The sequence below is a fragment of the Rhodanobacter sp. Root561 genome (genome assembly GCF_001427365.1).
Lineage (GTDB): Bacteria > Pseudomonadota > Gammaproteobacteria > Xanthomonadales > Rhodanobacteraceae > Rhodanobacter.
In genome coordinates this window covers 157,561-175,472 of record NZ_LMGH01000015.1, presented here as the reverse complement: position 1 = coordinate 175,472, position 17,912 = coordinate 157,561, and the positions used below count along the sequence as shown (strand labels likewise).

18 protein-coding genes are annotated in these 17,912 nt (G+C 64.7%); 9 read left to right on the top strand and 9 right to left on the bottom strand.

Annotated elements, in window-relative coordinates; translation table 11 throughout:
- The first annotated feature begins 11 nt into the window (after positions 1–11).
- Genes ASD55_RS18185 through ASD55_RS15915 form a run of 3 tightly spaced genes read left to right on the top strand, consistent with a single transcriptional unit; the run spans position 12 to position 2,639 of the window.
- The gene (locus tag ASD55_RS18185; protein ID WP_082542827.1) at positions 12–296 is read left to right on the top strand and encodes a type II toxin-antitoxin system HigB family toxin; all 285 of its coding nucleotides are present in this window, start codon (positions 12–14) and stop codon (positions 294–296) included.
- Positions 297–304: 8 nt separating this feature from the next.
- The gene (locus tag ASD55_RS18180) at positions 305–1,519 is read left to right on the top strand and encodes an ImmA/IrrE family metallo-endopeptidase (RefSeq protein WP_082542826.1); all 1,215 of its coding nucleotides are present in this window, start codon (positions 305–307) and stop codon (positions 1,517–1,519) included.
- 28 nt (positions 1,520–1,547) lie between these two features.
- Entirely contained in the window at positions 1,548–2,639 is a 1,092-nt protein-coding gene (locus ASD55_RS15915) for a beta family protein (protein WP_082542825.1), read from the top strand.
- 297 nt (positions 2,640–2,936) lie between these two features.
- Here ASD55_RS15915 and ASD55_RS15910 read toward each other — a convergent pair whose 3' ends face one another.
- On the bottom strand, positions 2,937–4,100 hold the full coding sequence (locus ASD55_RS15910) for an epoxide hydrolase family protein (RefSeq protein ID WP_056767669.1): 1,164 nt from the start codon (positions 4,098–4,100) through the stop codon (positions 2,937–2,939).
- A gap of 244 nt (positions 4,101–4,344) precedes the next feature.
- On the opposite strand from ASD55_RS15910, the gene ASD55_RS15905 reads away from it, so the two are divergent.
- A complete protein-coding gene (locus ASD55_RS15905) occupies positions 4,345–5,862 on the top strand; it encodes a serine hydrolase (RefSeq protein ID WP_162248796.1) in 1,518 nt (505 codons plus the stop codon).
- Between the two features lie 178 nt (positions 5,863–6,040).
- Here ASD55_RS15905 and ASD55_RS15900 read toward each other — a convergent pair whose 3' ends face one another.
- The 3 genes from ASD55_RS15900 to ASD55_RS15890 all read right to left on the bottom strand — a co-directional run bounded on the left by ASD55_RS15900 (position 6,041) and on the right by ASD55_RS15890 (position 8,798).
- Positions 6,041–6,346, bottom strand: a complete 306-nt coding sequence (locus ASD55_RS15900) for an addiction module antidote protein (protein ID WP_056717785.1) — start codon at positions 6,344–6,346, stop codon at positions 6,041–6,043.
- Complete coding sequence (locus ASD55_RS15895; RefSeq protein WP_056717784.1) at positions 6,343–6,645, bottom strand: type II toxin-antitoxin system RelE/ParE family toxin; 303 nt, start codon at positions 6,643–6,645, stop codon at positions 6,343–6,345. The genes ASD55_RS15900 and ASD55_RS15895 overlap by 4 nt, the downstream gene beginning before the upstream one ends.
- Positions 6,646–6,743: 98 nt before the next feature.
- On the bottom strand, positions 6,744–8,798 hold the full coding sequence (locus tag ASD55_RS15890) for a TonB-dependent receptor (RefSeq protein WP_056767663.1): 2,055 nt from the start codon (positions 8,796–8,798) through the stop codon (positions 6,744–6,746).
- Positions 8,799–8,906: 108 nt separating this feature from the next.
- On the opposite strand from ASD55_RS15890, the gene ASD55_RS15885 reads away from it, so the two are divergent.
- Genes ASD55_RS15885 through ASD55_RS15875 form a run of 3 tightly spaced genes read left to right on the top strand, consistent with a single transcriptional unit; the run spans position 8,907 to position 11,259 of the window.
- A complete protein-coding gene (locus ASD55_RS15885; protein WP_056767660.1) occupies positions 8,907–9,254 on the top strand; it encodes a PepSY domain-containing protein in 348 nt (115 codons plus the stop codon).
- Positions 9,254–9,916 (top strand): response regulator transcription factor, encoded by a 663-nt coding sequence (locus tag ASD55_RS15880; protein WP_056717781.1) that lies wholly within the window; start codon positions 9,254–9,256, stop codon positions 9,914–9,916. The genes ASD55_RS15885 and ASD55_RS15880 overlap by 1 nt, the downstream gene beginning before the upstream one ends.
- Complete coding sequence (locus tag ASD55_RS15875; RefSeq protein WP_235577846.1) at positions 9,913–11,259, top strand: HAMP domain-containing sensor histidine kinase; 1,347 nt, start codon at positions 9,913–9,915, stop codon at positions 11,257–11,259. Before ASD55_RS15880 ends, ASD55_RS15875 begins: the two co-directional genes overlap by 4 nt.
- 36 nt (positions 11,260–11,295) lie before the next feature.
- Here ASD55_RS15875 and ASD55_RS15870 read toward each other — a convergent pair whose 3' ends face one another.
- From ASD55_RS15870 to ASD55_RS15860, 3 genes are all read right to left on the bottom strand, one after another.
- A complete protein-coding gene (locus ASD55_RS15870; RefSeq protein ID WP_056767657.1) occupies positions 11,296–11,733 on the bottom strand; it encodes a hypothetical protein in 438 nt (145 codons plus the stop codon).
- A gap of 135 nt (positions 11,734–11,868) precedes the next feature.
- The gene (gene parC, locus ASD55_RS15865; protein ID WP_056767654.1) at positions 11,869–14,106 is read right to left on the bottom strand and encodes a DNA topoisomerase IV subunit A; all 2,238 of its coding nucleotides are present in this window, start codon (positions 14,104–14,106) and stop codon (positions 11,869–11,871) included.
- Between the two features lie 81 nt (positions 14,107–14,187).
- The gene (locus ASD55_RS15860; protein WP_056767652.1) at positions 14,188–14,667 is read right to left on the bottom strand and encodes an Lrp/AsnC family transcriptional regulator; all 480 of its coding nucleotides are present in this window, start codon (positions 14,665–14,667) and stop codon (positions 14,188–14,190) included.
- A gap of 94 nt (positions 14,668–14,761) precedes the next feature.
- Here ASD55_RS15860 and ASD55_RS15855 point away from each other — a divergent pair, with 94 nt between their 5' ends.
- Positions 14,762–15,634, top strand: a complete 873-nt coding sequence (locus ASD55_RS15855) for a hypothetical protein (RefSeq protein ID WP_056767650.1) — start codon at positions 14,762–14,764, stop codon at positions 15,632–15,634.
- Positions 15,635–15,674: 40 nt separating this feature from the next.
- Positions 15,675–16,661, top strand: coding sequence for an aldo/keto reductase (locus tag ASD55_RS15850; protein ID WP_056767647.1), 987 nt, complete (start codon positions 15,675–15,677; stop codon positions 16,659–16,661).
- Here the strand turns inward: ASD55_RS15850 and ASD55_RS15845 are convergent, their stop codons facing one another.
- Positions 16,662–17,528 (bottom strand): TraB/GumN family protein, encoded by an 867-nt coding sequence (locus ASD55_RS15845; RefSeq protein ID WP_056767644.1) that lies wholly within the window; start codon positions 17,526–17,528, stop codon positions 16,662–16,664.
- A 69-nt stretch (positions 17,529–17,597) separates the two neighbouring features.
- Complete coding sequence (locus tag ASD55_RS15840) at positions 17,598–17,846, bottom strand: hypothetical protein (protein WP_056717774.1); 249 nt, start codon at positions 17,844–17,846, stop codon at positions 17,598–17,600.
- Between the last annotated feature and the right edge of the window lie 66 nt (positions 17,847–17,912).

Below are 17,912 nucleotides of genomic sequence, written 5' to 3'. Positions count from 1 at the left end.
CCAGGATTTCCATGAAAATAATTGGACTCGGATTACTGCATAATTTTATTAAGCAGTATCCCGACACTAAAAATTGGATCGACAACTGGACCGCAGATTCTAGGCGAGCCCAGTGGAAGACTAGTCACGACATCAGAAAAAGATATGCCAGCGCCAGTTTTTTGGCGAAAAACGTAGTCATCTTCAATATCCGCGGTAACAACTACCGACTTGAAACAGTCGTTGCCTACAACACAGGCACTGTTTTGATCGAATGGATTGGAACTCATGCGGAATACACGCGCAGGCATAAGTAGCTACAATTATGAAGCCAAGAATCATTAAATCAGATCACGAATACCAGGATGCCATCCGCAGCGCTACGCTTCTCATTAAGGATGATCCCGCTACTGGAACTTATGAGGCCGAACAGCTGGAGCTTCTGTCTCTGTTAATCGAGGATTATGAGCGTAAACATTTCACGTTCGATATTCCAGATCCAGTATCAGCCATTGAGTTTAGAATGGAGGAGCAAGGTCTAAGACAGCGAGACCTGATACCTATTCTCGGAAGTCGAAGCCGTGTGTCTGAAGTATTGGCGCGAAAAAGACCACTCAGCTTACAGATGATAAGGGCGCTGGCGGAAAGTTTAGGAATACCTACTGATATTCTGATTAGGCCGAGCCACCAGCCGTCTCCGTCTGTGAATTATGGCGAAACATCTGATTGGACGAAGTTCCCGTTCCGGGAAATGCAGCGCCGCGGATGGATTCCTGCGGTTGGAAAATCCACCGAAGCCGACATAGCCCGTGAGGTACAAAATTTTCTCAATAATGCGGGAAATTCACCCACGCTAGTCCCACTGTATCGGAGACGCCTTAAAGGTCTTGGTGCCAGTGACATGGAAGAGCGAGCTTCATATTCAGTTATTGCTTGGACTACACGTGTTCTGCAGCGTTCAAAAACGTGCTCTACGAAGATCAGGAAATTTCAGATCAGCAGTCTAAGTGAAGATTTTTTTCAACGAATTGTTAAACTGAGTGTTCGCGATGATGGTCCTGTTGAAGTGGTCAATATTTTGAAAGACATCGGTATCTGCGTAGTCATTGAGCCTCAGATGCCAGGTACGCTAATCGATGGTGCGGCGATCCTTAACAGCAATAGGCTACCTGTAATAGGTTTGACTCTTCGTTTCGATCGGGTCGATTATTTCTGGTTCACGCTACTTCATGAATTAGCGCATGTATGGAAGCATCTAAACGATCCTAATGAAAGTTTTGTCGACAGGATCGACGCAAGCGACGTTAAGGACCAGATCGAAAAAGAGGCCAATCGCGTCGCGCGTGAATCCATAGTGCCGAGAGATATCTGGACAAAGAGTGCTGTACGACTAAATCCATCGACTTCGTCTATCACTGATTTGGCAAATCAACTGGGCGTTCACCCCGCACTAGTTGCAGGCCGCGTTCGGCACGAAACAGGCGACTACAGTAAGTTTTCAAAATTGCTGGGCCAAGGGAAGATCAGGGGTCTTTTTTAGCGATTAGCGTAGGTTAGAGGGTAAAATCATGAGGCTTTACACCCCTGTTGTCAGGGCAAAAAATAATGATCTCAAGGCGATCGAGCTGCTTGGCGATTGCGCCAAATCGTCGATTCGACCATTGATTGAAGCCCCTCTATCTTTGCCCGACGGCCAGTTGCGAACAAACGTCATGGAGGCCGCGGAGCTTCTCGGCAAGAGACTTGAAGGCGTGCCTTACTATTTTGATCCGCTAGGTATCGAGAGCTTTGAGCGGCACGTCATTGCGTTCAATGCTTTGGCCCATGTCGGATCGGACTTTACCCCGACAATAGGCTTGGGGCGCGGCCCAATTGACTACGCATCTTTACGACATCTGGTTGGCTCGCATTCGTTAGACCTCGCCGTTAGAGTGGATAAATTTGACTTGGAAGACGCCTCCGAGGAGACGTGGGCTAAACTTATCGCAATGAGTGCGGCGGTTGGCATCCAACCGTCCAAGGTGAGTTTGCTGATTGATTTTGGTCAGTTGGGTAATAACCAGCTCGAGCAGATGGTCGACTCAGTCGTCGATTTCCTTGCGGTCCAGCCCCAGCAATTTCGCGACTCGCCAATCGTGGTGCTGGGAAGCTCGGCGCTTAGCAGCGTTTCTCCGGTGCCTCTGGACGGATCTCTCGATATCAGGAGGCGCGAACTTGACCTCTGGGCCAATTTGCGTTTCGAATTGGACGAGGTTCACCATATTGGTTTCGGTGATTATGGAATTATTGACCCATCATTTATATTCCCGAGTGGCCCGGCTCCAAATTCGAACGCTAAAATCAGGTATACGCGTGGCCTGATAACAACGTATTTCCGTGGTCATTGCCTTTACAACCCAAATCGATTTGTCCAGTATCATGACTTGGCGAGGCGGGTTTTTGAGTCTGATAGATATCTTGGGGCTGGTTTTAGTTACGGAGATAAAATTATTGCGGATTGCGCAATGGGGCGCTGCGGCCCTGGAAACCTGGGGACATGGGTCATGGCAGATACTAACCACCATATCGAGTTCACTGCTGAACAGGTCAGTCGTGTCGCAGACAGAGTCGGCATTATTCATGTGCGCACTGAGGTGGAATCAGCGCTCGTCGATGAGTAAGTCTTTGCAAAATGGGGATCAGGTTCTGACTAAGCCAAGCTGACTTCCGTTCTTCATTGACCTAGCTCAGGCAATATCCTTCGACTTCCGAAACCCGGGTCAGAGTGTACTTCCGTGGCTAACGGGCAGGGTTTCCAATCTGGCCACGTGAACCTGCCGGTCTTCGCCGGCCCGCGTCAGAGCTGCGCGGATTAGTGGGGACGTGGCTAATTAAATTCCGAACCCGGCCAGCGCCGTGGCTGCGTTCCGCACGTCGTGCAGGCACTTGACGGTTTCACGTCGCCTCTTGTGTTCGCTTCAGGAGCGGAGGCTTCTCAGGCCGGCACGGATCTCGCTGACCAGGATCTCGGGCTGTTCGAAGGCGGCGTAGTGTCCGCCCTTGTCGGCCTCGCCGTAGTGGATCAAGTGGGTGTAGGTGTCTTCGATCCAGCTTCGGGGCAGGCGCGGGATGTCGCGGGGGAACACGGTCACCGCGACTGGCAGCGTCAGTTTGGGGCCGGCCATGCTGCCGGCCTTGTTCTCCCAGTAGATGCGCGCGGACGACGCGGCCGTGTTCGTGAACCAGTAGAGCGATATCGCGTCCAGGATCTCATCGATGCCGAGGGCGTCCTCGGCGAGTCCGTGGTTGTCGGTCTTGGCTTGGAACTTGTCGTAGATCCAGGCCGCCTGGCCCGCCGGCGAGTCCGCCAGGGCGAATCCGATGGTCGCCGGCTTCGTGCCCTGAAGGTGATTTGCGCCACCCATGTCGCCGTTGTAGAGGGCCAGGCTGTCCACGGCGTATTGCTCTTCGGGTGACAGCGTGTCGGGTATCTGGGCGGGAAAGGCGTACTGGCTGTTCAAGTGGATGCCGAGCAGCCCATCGGGCCGCATGACCCCGAGGACGGAGGTGACGACGGCACCCCAATCACCGCCTTGCGCGGCCCATTTCGCATAGCCAAGACGCTTCATGAGTTCCACCCACGCGGTGGCGATACGCGAGACCGTCCAGCCCGCTTCGGCCGGCTTTTGGGAAAACCCGAAGCCGGGCAGTGACGGGATGACGACGTCGAATGCATCGTCGACGCTTCCCCCGAACGCCTCCGGATCGGTCAGTGGACCAATCACTTTCAGGAACTCGACGATCGAGCCGGGCCACCCGTGCGTCAGGATGAGCGGCATCGCATTCGGGTTTTTCGACTTGACGTGGATGAAGTGAATATCCAGCCCGTCGATCGCGGTCAGGAATTGCGGGAAACGATTGAGCTCGGACTCGAATCGGCGCCAGTCGTACTCGTGCTCCCAGTAGTCGATGAGGGACTTTGCATGGGCCAGGCGGACGCCTTGCGACCAGTCGGCGACGGTTTCCGCATCCGGCCAACGCGTTCTGGCCAGTCGCTGCTTCAAGTCGCTGATCTCGGCATCCGGGATCGCGACGGTGAATGGACGGACGAGAGATGAGGGGGCGGGCGTCGATGCGGTCATTGCCTGTACTCCTGAGCGTTTGCCTCGCTGGGCAGCGCAACGCTACGCACTGCACACGGACGTACAAGCTACTCCGTTGCAAAACGGGGCCGGGTTCACTGCCAGCCGAACCTGGAGGAACCTGACCCCGCTCTTGCCGACAGCCATGCAAGGCCGGATTCAAGCAGCGTGCCGCCAGGAAAATGCAACTGCCTTGTCGCAAGACGTATCCATGGCATTGACTTCGCTCACACAGGTTCCTGCCATGCTTCGTCCAGTCACAGCCTTCATGATCGTTTTGGGATCTGCGCTTGCCCATCCCGTTCTGGCAACGCAGGGGACCGTTGCGCCGGTCAAGGTCTCGACCGAGTTGACCGCCCCCATCCAGCAGGCTGTCGACAAGTTGCAGGCCGTGCCTGGCGCATACCCTGCGGTTTCCGCGGTGATCGTGCAGGGCAACGCGGCGCCCTGGATACATATCCGTGGCCGGCTGAAGGCGGATCAGGCTGCCGAGGCCGACGCCGACACGCTGTTCTACATGGCCTCGCAGACCAAGTCGTTCATGGGCCTGCTCGGAGCGGTGCTCGACCGGAAGGGCGTACTGCCACTCGACACCACGCTGTCCGGGATCTGGCCGCAGCTGCGTCTGCCGGCACCGGCAGACCCGCACCGCATCACCATGGCCGATCTTCTGTCGCACCAGGAGGGGCTGACCACCGACACGCTCAACAACGTCACGGCCTACGTGCGCGATATTCCGGCTGCGGAGTATCCGCACTGGCTGGAAACCGAAGCCGGTACGCGCGACCCGGGCTTCCGTTACGCCAATCTGGGTGACCTGATCTATGGCGCGGCACTCGAAACGCGTACCGGCCGCAACTGGCACGATTGGCTGGACGCGGAAGTGTTGCAGCCACTGCGGCTGGACCATGGCATCACCTCGCGACCATCGCGCATGTCGCCCGGACGCTTCGCATGGAACCATCAGTGGGATGGAAAGGCGTGGCACGCGCTTGCGCCCAAGCCGGACGCCTTGATGCACGCCGCGGGTGGCCTGTTCGCGTCCGGAAAAGCCATGGCGATGTGGATGCAGGCGAACCTGGGGTCCGCCGGCGCCGGTGGGGCGCTTGAGCCCTCCGATTTCGCGCGCGCCCAGCAACCCGTCGCCGTCGCGCATATGTCCGATGGCCAGATCAACTGCGACGGTTACAGCCTGGGCTGGTACAGCTGCAGCTACAGGGGCCAGCAGGCGTTGATGCACCCGGGCAGCTACGTGGGCACGGTTTCCGTCACGGTACTGGTGCCATCCGCGCATGCCGGCCTTGCGCTGGTGGTGAACAGCGATAGCGCGATGGAAGGCTTTGAACTTGAGGTCATGAAGGCGTTCATCGGCCTGGCCACGGGACAGGATGGAGAAGCCGCGCGGCTCGATGCGGTGGTGGCGGCTTTCCCGTCACGTCTGGCCAAGACGGTGGATAAACGTGCACGCGCCATGGCCGGATCGCGCGCCGATCCGTCTTGGGGAGGCTGGTCGTGGACGCCCGGCAAGGAAGAACTGGAAGCCTGCAGTGGAACCTTCCGCAACGCCTTGTTCGGCCCGATGATCGTGGGCACGGCGTCCGGCGAAGTGACGGCTGACATCGGCGCACGGCACCTCGTCCTGAAGCCGGCCCGGCCTGGCCTCTTCGCGGCGACCGACGGGACGCTGGAGCCGGCGGAGCCGGTCACCTGCCATCCCGACGACGGCACGATCGAATGGCGACACCGCGTCTTCCGGCGCTGACGGATATCGCCACGTCAACCACGAACACCCGCGGTTCAACAGCCTGCACGTGCAGGCTGCGGACAAGGTGGCCATCGCGGTGTTGCGGATGGAGATGGGCAAGATCTCCAGCGTGAGTGGTTCGACGGCATCGGCGAATACCGCCATCGACTGGGCCCGGGCTACCGATTGTCCGGCCTCAATCGTGATCCGGCACCAAAGCCAGCCGATACCCCAGCGCCTTGGCGACTTTCATCGTATTGGCCAGACTGGGGTTGCCCTCGCCTGACAACGCCTTGTAGAGACCTGCGCGGGTCATGCCGGTGGCTTCGGCCAGCTGGCTCATGTTCCGTGCACGCGCCACCGTACCCAGGGCTTTGAGCATGAAGGCCGCATCGTTGGGCGCTTCCTCTGCGCAGGCTTCGAGATAGGCCGCGATGTCGGCCTCGGTCTTCAGGTAATCGGCGGTGTCGTAACGGGAAAAATTCTCTCGTACACCTTTCATGATTCGCGCTCCCAATCGGATGCAATGCGTCGGGCCGTCTGGATGTCCGCGTGCTGGGTGCGCTTGTCACCACCTGCCAGGACCACGACAAGTACCGAGCCGCGCTGGATGAAGTACACCCGATAGCCGGGTCCGTAGTCGATCCGCAATTCGCTGATGCCATGGCCAACCGGTTTGACATCACCGAAGTTCCCATAAGCCACGCGATCCAGTCGCGCCGCGATGCGAGCCCTGGCCCGAGCGTCGCGTAGGCCCCGAAGCCAAGTGTCGAAGGTGGCGGACTTGACCAGTTCGAACATGGCTCAAGTGTAAACTGTGGTTTTCACTCGGTCAACGAGAAGGATGGGCGAGTGCACTTCCCAGTGGGTTGAAAACAGGCCCCCGGAATCGCGTGCCCCTAACCCCCCACACTCCGCCGAAACGTCAAACTCACAAACCCCGGTGATCGCCTCCGCCTCCGCTCGATCTCCCCCAGCGGTTCGATCGAGCGCGGCCCGTCGTACTTTTCCCGCGTCTCCCTGAACCCGCGCCCGAACAGATCGGTCGCCTCGGCGCGCACGCGCCACTGCGTCCCCAGTTCGCGTTCGACGAACACGGTCCAACCCATGCCTTCGGATTCGCGCTTGATCTCGTCGTAGCGGTATTCGGTCTTGCGTTCGGCGATGTGTTCGAGTTCGATGCCCCAGTGGGTGCGCAGAGTGGGCAGGTCCTGGGTGAGTTCGATGCTGCCTTCGACGGGCTTTTCTTCGGAGATGGGGCGGGGGCGGCCGGTGGTGGGGTCGGTGACGCGGCTGCGGCGCCATTGCATGGATGAGGTGAGGCGGCCGCCGTGGAAGCCGATGCCGTCGAGCGGCACGGATACGTCCAATGCCAGGGTGTCGCGGCGGCCGTCGCCGATGTTGCCGGGGGCGTCGAAGATGTCGTCGTCGGTGATCACCAGTACGCGGTCGACCACGTCGCTGATGCGCTCGTGGGTCCAGCTCGCGGTGAAGGCGGCGTCGCGCCAGAGCTGGTGTTCCCAGGTGAGGGCGCTGCGCCAGGTGCGGTCGGGTTTCAGTTCGGCGTTGCCGGCGCTGATGCGGTCGGTTTCCAGCGAGGCGGAGGCGACGAAGTCTTCGAAGTCGAGCTGGCCGACTTCGCGCGACAGCGCCAGGCGCAGCTGGTCGTTGGCGTCCACGTCCCATTGCACGGACAGGCGCGGCTTGGGGTAGCTGAAGTGGCGCTGGCGCGGCGAGTCGCCGGTCTGTGCGATGGTGGATTGCTCCAGCCGCAGGTCGGCGTCGAGCATCCAGCCCGGCGCGGGTTTCCAGGTGGCGCCGGCGGCGGCTTCGCTGCGGCGCTCCTCGATCTGCACGTCGGAGCCGGGCAGGGCGATGTCGACGCCGTCCTGCTGCAGGTGGGTGCTGCTGCGCAGGGTGTTGCGCGCGCCTTCGAACGAGCCGTTGAAGCTGAGCGCATCGGACCAGGCGTGGGTGAGGTCGATGCGGCCGATGCTTTCACCGGTGCGGGTGTGCTCGTCGAAGGTTTCGTCTTCGTCGTCTTCGTGCGAGCGCTCGCGATCGTCCAGCCAGGCCTGGTGGCGGGTGGCCATCAGTTCCAGACGCGTGCGTTCGCCGAACTCGCGCACGTAGCGGGCGCCGGCTTCGGCTTCGTCGGTGTCCTCGTTTTCGTGCACGCGCTCGCTGCCCTCGGCGGGCGCCAGCGCGTCGATCCGGGTGTCGGTGCGCGCGCGTTCGCCGCGGGCGGCGCCGGTGAGGGTCAGTTGCCCGCCGGCCAGCGGCTGGCGCCAGCTGGCGCTGGCTTCGGCCTTGTTCTTGATGGTGCGGGTGTCCAGCCGCTCGCGCTGCTGCCGCGTGCCGTCCGGCGAGAAGGTATCGATGTGGCCGCGGCCGCTGTCGTCGTCCAGTTCGGGATCGAGCTTCGCGGCCAGCTCCAGCGCGTGGCCGTCCCAGCGGCGGCCGTATTCCCACTGGCCCTTTGGGGCGAGCCAGCCGTCGGTGGCGGCCATCATGCCGACCTCGATGGCGGACTGGCTGGTGGCTTCGTGCCGGCGCACCACGTTGGCGAGCAGGGCGTAGCCGGCCATGTCGATGCCGGGCACGCCGCCGCGGATCAGTTCGATGCGCGCCACCGCGCTGGCCGGGATGCGCTTGAGCAGGGTCTTGGCGTCCTCGTGCTTGCTGGTGGGGCGTGCGCCGTCGATCAGCACGTTGCCGCGGGCGCCGGCGTAGCCGCGCACGTCCTCGTCGGCATCCACGGTGACGAAGCCGGGCAGGCGCGAGAGCATGTCCCACGCGTTGGCCGGCGCGTTGTCGGCGAAGTCGGCGGGCGAATAGACGCTGACGTCGCCGCCGCGCGTGGCTGGCGATTGCTGCGCCTGGGCGCGGGCGGCGATCGACAGCCCGGCGATGGCGGCCAGGACGAACCAGCTTGCACGCGAAGCGATGGACATGGAGACTTCAATCCGCAGGAGTTTCACGCAGTCTGTGCCGGCGTCGCTGACATCCGCGCCACGCCCGATGTCAGCTTGTTGTCAGCGCGGTTGTCGCAGGATCGGCCCATGAAAAATCTCCGCAGTTACCGCCGCCTCGCGCTTCCCTTCTCGCTGGCCATCGCGCTGTTCGCGGTGTCGGCGCTGGTCGTGTCGCCGCGCGCGATGGCCGATCACCACGACCATGACGATCACATCGAGGCCCGCGCGCTGTTGCAGCGGGGCGAGATCCTGCCGCTCAGTCGCATCCTGGTCATCGTGCAGCAGCAGGTGGCGGGCGACGTGATCGAGGTGGAGCTGGACAACGGCAAGCACGGCTGGGAATACGAGGTGAAGGTGCTCACCGCCGACGGCCGCGTGCGCGAGGTGAAGTTGAACGCGGGCAACGGCACGGTCCGCAAGATCGAGGACGACTGATGCGCTGTCTCGTCGTCGAGGACGATCCCGACATCCAGACCGACCTGGCGCGTGCACTCGAGGCGGCCGGCTTCACCGTCGACCGCGCCGGCGATGGCGAGAGCGCGTGGTATCGGGGCGACGTGGAGGATTACGACGCGGCGGTGCTGGATCTGGGCCTGCCGCAACTGGATGGCTTGTCGGTGCTGCGGCGCTGGCGCGCGGCGGGCCGCGCGTTCCCGGTGATCGTGGTGTCCGCCCGCGGCGACTGGACCGAGAAGGTCGAGGGCATCGAGGCCGGCGCCGACGACTACATGGCCAAGCCGTTCGAGATGGGCGAGCTGATCGCGCGGGTGCGCGCGCTGGTGCGGCGCGGGGCGGGCCGGCTTTCCAGCGTCATCGTGATCGGCCGGCTGCGGCTGGACACCACGCGGATGAGCGCCACCTTCGACGGTGCGCCGGCGCGGCTGTCGCCGCTGGAATTCCGCCTGCTGGATTACCTCTCGCACCAGGACGGCCGCGCAGTATCCGCCGGCGAACTGGCCGAGCACTTGTACGGCGCAGCCGAGGACGGCGACACCAATGCGATCGAGGCGATCGTGGCGCGGCTGCGGCGCAAGTTCGGCGCCGACCTCATCGCCACCCGTCGCGGCTTCGGCTATCTGCTGGAGACCAGCGCGTGATCACCCGCTCGCTGCACTGGCGCCTGCTGGCCGGTGCGATGGCGGCGATCCTGCTGGCGCTGGCGGTGGCCTGGCTGTTCATGACGCTGCTGTTCGAGCGCCATCTGGAACGCCGGCTGCAGGCGGAGATGACACGCGACGGGCTGCGCCTGGTCGCGGGACTGGTGATCGAACGCAACGGCGCGCCACGGATCGAGCGGCCGCCGGTGGATTCGCGGCTGGAGACGCCGGCCGGCGGCTATTACTGGGAGATCACCGCGGCGGGCGGCACGCTGCGCTCGCGCTCGCTGTGGGACGCGGACCTGCGTCGCCCGGTTCCGGCCACCGCGAACTGGCGCATGCAACGCGTCGATGGCCCGTACGGCCAGCCGGTGGCGCTGCTCGAACGACGCATCGAGCTGGCCGATCACGCTGCCCCGGTGCTGATCCAGCTGGCCCAGGACAGCGCGCCGCTGCTGTCCGCTCGCGCCGAGTTCGGGCGCGAGCTGGCGATCTTTCTCGGCCTGTTGTGGCTGGTGCTGTCCGCCGCCGCGTGGCTGCAGGTGCAACTGGGCCTGCGGCCGCTGGGCCGCGTGCGACATGCATTGGCCGCGTTGCGCGACAGTGCCAGCGCGCGCCTGCCCGAGTCCCACCTGCGCGAGGTGCAGCCGCTGCTGGACTCGATCAACGCCCTGGCCGACGCGCGCGAACACGACCTGGTGGTGGCGCGCCAGCGCGCGGCCGACCTGGCGCACGGGCTGAAGACGCCGCTGTCGGCGATGGCGGCGCAGAGCCGGCGCGCGCGCGAGGCGGGCGCGGAGCAGGCCGCCGAAGGACTGGATCGCGCGATCGCCGCGATGCGCCGGGCGGTCGAGGCCGAGCTGGCGCGGGCGCGCATCGCGGTGATCCGTCGCCAGCCCGGTGGCGATGCCGCCGTGCGCGACACGGTCGAGCGCCTGCTTACCGTGCTGGAGCAGACCGATCGCGGCGGCGAGCTGGCCTTCACCCTGGACATCCCCGCCAGCCTGCGTTTGGCGATCCAGCCCGATGACTTGTCCGAGATCCTCGGCGCGGTGCTGGAAAACGCGGTGCGTTACGCCCGCCGCCGGGTGCGCGTCAGCGCGGCGGCCGGACCGGAATGGGCGCGCGTGAGCATCGAGGACGACGGTCCCGGCATCGCCGCCGAACACGCGCGCGATGCGCTGGCGCGCGGCGGGCGGCTGGACGAGGCGAACGAGGGCAGTGGCCTGGGCCTGGCGATCGCCCGCGAACTGGCCGAGGCGACCGGCGGCACGATCGCGATGTCGCGATCGGCGCTGGGCGGGTTGAAGGTGGATTTCTGCTGGGGGCCGGGGTTGGAGTGAGGCGGCTGCGCGATCGCGGCGCCGCCCCTCAACGCATCAATGCCCGCGCCCGTGGAAGTTGCCGGTGCCCCCGCCGACCGAGATGCTGACGCCGCCGCGGGGATGGTCGCAGCTGCCGAAGGCCTTGCTGAGGTTCACCGTGCCGGTCTGGTAATTGCCGCTGACGTGGCTGCCGCCGACCACGCCCATGCCGACGCTGCCGTGCACCTGCGGCCGGTTGTAGCTGTAATCGTCGCAATCGGAATCGGTGTCGCTGGCGCTGGTGACTTCGGTGTTGCCCATGCGTCCGCTGGTGTCGCCGTAGTAGACGCCGGGCGCGCTGGTGGCGGAGGCCGGCCTGGCGACGGTGCTGCTGGCTGCGGGAATGTCGGCGGGCGCCAGCTTGAGGTTCAGCGGCCTGGCCGGCGTCTGCGCCCAGGCGGTGGTGGTCAGCAGGGCGGCGAACAGGGCAGGAAGGATGCGTTGCATGGTCATGCTTACTCCGGTGGTCACGTGTTCAACGCGCGGGGCCGCGTCGGCGTGCACATCCCTGTTGGAACGGTTGTGCGGCGACAAGTTCCTGGACTCGCTCCGCAGGGCGGGCACTGCCTGCCCTGCGCCCTGCCGTGCTCAACCGGTGGTTTCGATCCGTTCGACGCGGCGCAAACCGCGCGGCAGCAGGTTGCCCCGGGTGGCGCGGTTGCCGCCGTATTCGACCAGGTCGGCCCACTTCAGGGTGAGCTTGCGCGCACCGGCGTACATGGTGACTTCGCCCTTGCCTTCGGCGACCACGGCCACGCCGGCCACGCGCTCGCCTTCGGCCAGCTGCTTCTTCGGGATCTCGATCAGCTTGTTGCCCTTGCCCTTGTCCAGTTCCGGCAGCTCGGCCACCGAGAACATCAGCAGGTGGCCTTCGCTGGTGACCACCACGATGCGGTCGCGCGCCGGGTCGGCGCTGACCTGCGGCGCCAGCACTTTCGCGCCGTCGCTGAGCGAGATGATCTGCTTGCCGGCCTTGTTGCGGCCGGTGAGCGCTTCGAAGCGGTTGACGAAGCCGTAGCCGAAGTCGGTGGCGAGGATCAGCCGGGTGTCGTTGTCGCCGGCGATCACCGCGTCGAAGCTGGCGCCGCCGGCGGGGCTGAAGCGGCCGGTGAGCGGCTCGCCGTTGCCGCGCGCCGAGGGCAGCGTGTGCGCGGGCGTGGAATAGGCGCGGCCGGTGGAGTCGATGAAGGCGACCTGCTGGGTGGTGCGCGCCTTCACCGCGGCGAGCAGGCCGTCGCCATCGCGGTAGTTCAGCGCCTCGGCGTCGATGTCGTGGCCCTTCGCCGCGCGGGCCCAGCCCTTCTGCGACAGCACCACGGTGACCGGTTCGCTGGCCACCAGCGCGCTTTCATCCAGCGCCTGGGCGACTTCGCGTTCGACCAGCGGCGAACGACGCGCGTCGCCGAATTTCTCGGCGTCGGCGCGCAGCTCATCCTTGATCAGGCCCTTCAATTTGGCCGGCGATTTCAGCAGCACGTTGATGCGGGCGCGCTCCTCTTCGAGCTGGTCGCGCTCGGCGTTGATCTTCATTTCCTCGAGGCGGGCCAGCTGGCGCAGGCGGGTTTCGAGGATGTAGTCGGTCTGCTCCTCGCTGAGCCGGAAGCGCGCCATCAGCACGGGCTTGGGCTCGTCCTCCGTGCGCACGATGCGGATCACTTCATCGAGGTTGAGGTAGGCGGTGTGCAGGCCTTCGAGCAGGTGCAGGCGACGGTCGACCTTGGCCAGGCGGTGCTCCAGCCGGCGGGTGACCGTGCTGGTGCGGAAGCTCAGCCACTCGCTGAGGATGCGCTTGAGATCCTTCACCTGCGGGCGGCCGTCCAGGCCGATCATGTTGAGATTGACGCGGAAACTCTTCTCCATGTCCGTGGTGGCGAACAGGTGCTGCATGGTCTCGTCGGCGTCGACGCGGTTGGAGCGCGGCACGATCACCAGGCGGATCGGGTTCTCGTGATCGGACTCGTCGCGCAGGTCCTCGATCATCGGCAGCTTCTTCGCGCGCATCTGCGCGGCGATCTGTTCGAGGATTTTCGACGGGCTGACCTGGTGCGGCAGCGCGGTGATCACGATGTTGCCTTCCTCGCGCTGGTACACCGCGCGGGCGCGCACCGAGCCGCCGCCGGTCTGGTAGATCGACAGCAGGTCCGCGCGCGGGGTGATGATCTCCGCCTCGGTCGGGTAGTCCGGGCCCAGCACGTGCTCGCACAGCTGGGCGACGGTGGCGTCCGGCTCGTCCAGCAGGCGGATGCAGGCGGTGACCAGCTCGCGCAGGTTGTGCGGCGGGATGTCGGTGGCCATGCCCACCGCGATGCCCATCGAGCCGTTCAGCAGCACGTGCGGTACGCGCGCCGGCAGCCAGCCCGGCTCTTCCAAGGTGCCGTCGAAGTTCGGCACCCAGTCGACCGTGCCGTGGCCCAGCTCGCCCAGCAAGGCCTCGGCGATCGGGCTGAGTTTGGATTCGGTGTAGCGCATCGCCGCGAAGCTCTTCGGGTCGTCCGGCGAGCCGAAGTTGCCCTGGCCATCGACCAGCGGGTAGCGGTACGAGAACGGTTGCGCCATCAGCACCATCGCTTCGTAGCTGGAGCTGTCGCCGTGCGGATGGAACTTGCCGATCACGTCGCCGATGGTGCGGGCGGATTTCTTCGGCTTGGCGGTGGCGCTCAGGCCCAGCTCGCTCATCGCATAGATGATGCGCCGCTGCACCGGCTTCAGCCCGTCGCCCACGAAGGGCAGGGCGCGGTCCAGCACCACGTACATCGAGTAATCGAGATAGGCCCGCTCGGCGTATTCCTTGAGCGGGATCTGTTCGTAATTGGCTTGCAGGTTCATGGATTACATCTTGGAAAGTGGCGCGCGCGGCGCGGATAACCGGTCGATGGTGCCAGAAAGTGGCAACCCCTTGTAGCGCGTCTACGGATTGCTGCCGCCATTGCCCGGCAGCGGCGGCGCGCGCAGCGGCACCGGGGTGGACTGCACGATCGAGGTGGTGGTCTGGCCGTAGCGCAGGAAGCGGTCGAGGATCAGATCGAGATTTTCCAGCGCGTCCAGGTACACCTTGATGATGAAGCAGTCCTCGCCGGTGACGCGATGGCACTCGACCACCTGCGGCATCTTCTGCGCGAGTTCGGCGATCTTCGACAGCTGCCCGGGTATCGGGCGCACGCGTACATACGCGGTGATCGGCCAGCCCAGCGCCTTGGGCTCCAGCTCGATCCGGTAGCCGCGGATCACGCCGGTTTCCTCCAGCCGCGTGAGTCGCTCCTTCACTGCCGGGGCGGACATGCCGATGCGGCTGGCGAGCTTGCTGACCGGCTGGCGCGGGTCTTCCTGCAATGCCTTCAGCAATTCGACGTTGCGGGGGTCGGAGACGAGGCTGGAAATCTGAGGCATATCGTTCACTTTGACTGCGATAATTGAAAAATTGACGGGCACATCCTTGGATTGTGGATGGATCATGCGCCGATTCCCTGGAAAATGGGAGGCCATGAACGAGCAGCCTTCCACCTCTCCGATACCGCGGTTCGCGCCGCCACCGCAGCTGTATTTCGTGGCCAGTGCGCTCTTCCACTACCTCGGCCCGGCCTTCGCCGTGCTGTTGTTCGCCCGGGTCGAGCCGCTCGGCGTCGCCTGGTTGCGGATCGCCAGCGCGGCGTTGATCTTCGCCGCGTGGCGGCGGCCGTGGCGCCGGTTCCGGCAGATGAATGCAGCGGCGCGATGGAACATCGTGGGGCTGGGCGTGGTGCTCGGCGGCATGAATGCCTGCTTCTATCTGGCGATCGATCGACTGCCGCTGGCGACGGTCGGCGCGATCGAGTTCCTCGGTCCGATCGCACTGGCGCTGGCCGGTTTGCGCACGCAGCGCAATACCGTGGCGCTGACCCTGGTGATTGCCGGCGTGTGGTTCCTGACTCACTTGCGCCTGGCCGGCGCGCCGCTCGGCTTCGCGTTCGCGTTCGCCAACTGCGCGCTGTTCACGCTGTACATCGTGCTCGGCCATCGGGTGGCGAACGACGGCGGTGGCAACGCCATCGACGGCCTGGCAGCCGCGATGCTGGTGGCGCTGGTGGTGGTGAGCCTGATCGGCATTCGCCCGGCCACGCCGGCGCTGCTCAGCCTGCCGCTGCTCGCTGCAGGCATTGGCGTGGGCGTGACATCATCGGTCATCCCTTACGTGTGCGACCAGCTGGCGATGGCGCGGTTGCCGCGGGCCACCTTTGCCATGCTGCTGGCCTTGCTGCCCGCCACGGCGTGCCTGGTTGGCGCCGTCGTGCTGCACCAGCTGCCTGGTCGGGCGGAGACGACCGGCATCGCACTGGTTGCCGCCGGCATCGCCATCCATCGCGAGGCACGGCGATAGGGCCGGGCCGATTTCACGCAACGAGAGAGAGGTGATCCCCATGGACTACGTACGACTCGGCGAGACCGGCCTCAAGGTCTCGCGCATCTGCCTGGGCTGCATGAGCTATTCGGAAGCGCCCACCAGGGCGAGGCCATGGACGCTGGACGAGGAGCACAGCCGGCCGTTCATCCGGCGCGCGCTCGAACTGGGCATCAACTATTTCGACACCGCGAACATGTACTCGGGCGGCGGCAGCGAACTGGTGCTGGGGCGTGCGCTGCGCGATTTCGCTCGGCGCGAGGAGGTCGTGATCGCGACCAAGGTGTTCTACCCGATGCGCGAGGATGCCAACGGCGGCGGCCTGTCGCGCAAGGCCATCATGACCGAGATCGACGCCAGCCTGCGCCGGCTCGGCACCGACTACGTCGACCTCTACCAGATCCACCGCTGGGACCCTGCCACGCCGATCGAGGAAACGCTGGAAGCGCTGCATGACGTGGTGAAAGCCGGCAAGGCGCGTTATATCGGCGCCTCGTCGATGATGACCTGGCAGTTCGCCAAGGCGCTGTACACCGCCGACCTGCACGGCTGGACCCGCTTCGTCTCGATGCAGCCGCACTACAACCTGCTCTATCGCGAGGAGGAGCGCGAGATGCTGGCGTTGTGCGCGGACCAGGGCATCGGCGTGGTGCCGTGGAGCCCGCTGGCGCGCGGCCGCCTGGCGCGGCCGTGGGAAGAGACGCCCAGCACGGTGCGCGGCGGCTCCGATCCCTGGGGCGATGGCGTGTACGCTGCGAGCAAGGCGGCGGACAAGGCGGTGGTGGATCGCGTCGGCGAAGTGGCCGAGCGCCTCGGTGTGCCGCGGCCCCAGGTGGCGCTGGCCTGGCTGTTGCACCAGCCGGTGGTCACCGCGCCGATTGTCGGCGCGACCAAGCAGCATCACCTGGAAGAGGCGGTGGCGGCGCTGACGGTCGAGTTGCCGGAGGCGGAGCTGGCGGCGCTCGAAGCGCCGTACCTGCCGCATGTCGTTGCCGGCATCGACTGATCAGTGCACCTGTTCGGTCGGCAGGTTCATCTGCCGCAGCTGTACCTGCACGCTGTCCGGCCCGGCCAGGTGGGCGGCGCCGACGGCGATGAAGACGGTGCCGGGTTGCTGCAGCAGGGTGGCGATCTTCTTCGCCCACGCTTCGTTGCGCTGGACCAGCATCGACTGGTACAGCTTCGGTTCCTTCGCGCGCATCTCGGCGGTGCCGACGCGATCGATCGTGTCCGGATCGCCGGCCTTCCATGCCGCGATCATCTGCTGCAGCTTCGCCGTGCCCTGGTCGGCGTCGCGCATGCTCGAACGCAGCAGGCCCAGTTCCACCGCGCGCGGCATGTCCGCCAGCAGGCGGATCTGCTGCTCCGCGGTTTCCAGGCCGATCACCGGCTTGTGGGCGGCGAGCATCTGCGCCTTGAGCTGCTTGTCCACGCCCTGTTCCGGGTCCAGCCCCGCGTTCTTCAGCGGCATCAATGACAGCGTCAACGCGGCCAGCCATGGCCGCATGATGTTCAGGGTACGCATGCCGCCGGGCACGCCCGCCCTGTCGGCGAGGATGCGCAGGCGCTTCGCTTCGGACTCGTCGAGCTGGCTGGTCAGCGGGTGCGCGGTATCCATGCCCAGTCGCAGCACCAGGCCGGCGATATTGGCCGGGTTGTCGTCGGTCAGCTCGATGTACAGCGTCTGGCTGTCGGCCAGCGCGCGTTCCAGCGCCGGGTAGCGCCAGTCCGCATCCTTCGGCATCAGGTGCACGGTGCCGAACAGGTAGATCGTGGTGTCGGCATCCTTCACCACCCACAGGGCCGGATCGGCGATCGCGGGCGCGGGCAGCAGGAGCAGGGCGATGGCGCAGCGGACGAGCAAACGTTTCATCGGGCCAGTGTCGCGGCAAGTGCGGACGGGTTCAATCGGGCTGCCGGTGTTCGTCCGCTCGCCACGTTCTTATTTCTTGCCCCAACGCCACCCGGGTCGCTCGCCCTTGAGCCAGAACATGACGAACAGCGCCAGCGTCAGCAGGCCCAGGCCAGCCATGCGCAGGCCGGGCTCCCGGCCCGGCCCGAAGAAATGCAGCACCAGCGTAATCCCGGCCACGTAGACGGCCAGGCAGGCCCAGCCTTGCCAGCGGACCGGAAGGCCCCAGCCCCAGCCGAACCGTTTGGCGGGAAACCAGTATTTGTGTTCGATGGTCATGGCGTGCCCTGGCGGACCTGCGTGCGATATCCGGCATCTTCCTCCGGATTCGTCGCGGGAGCACTC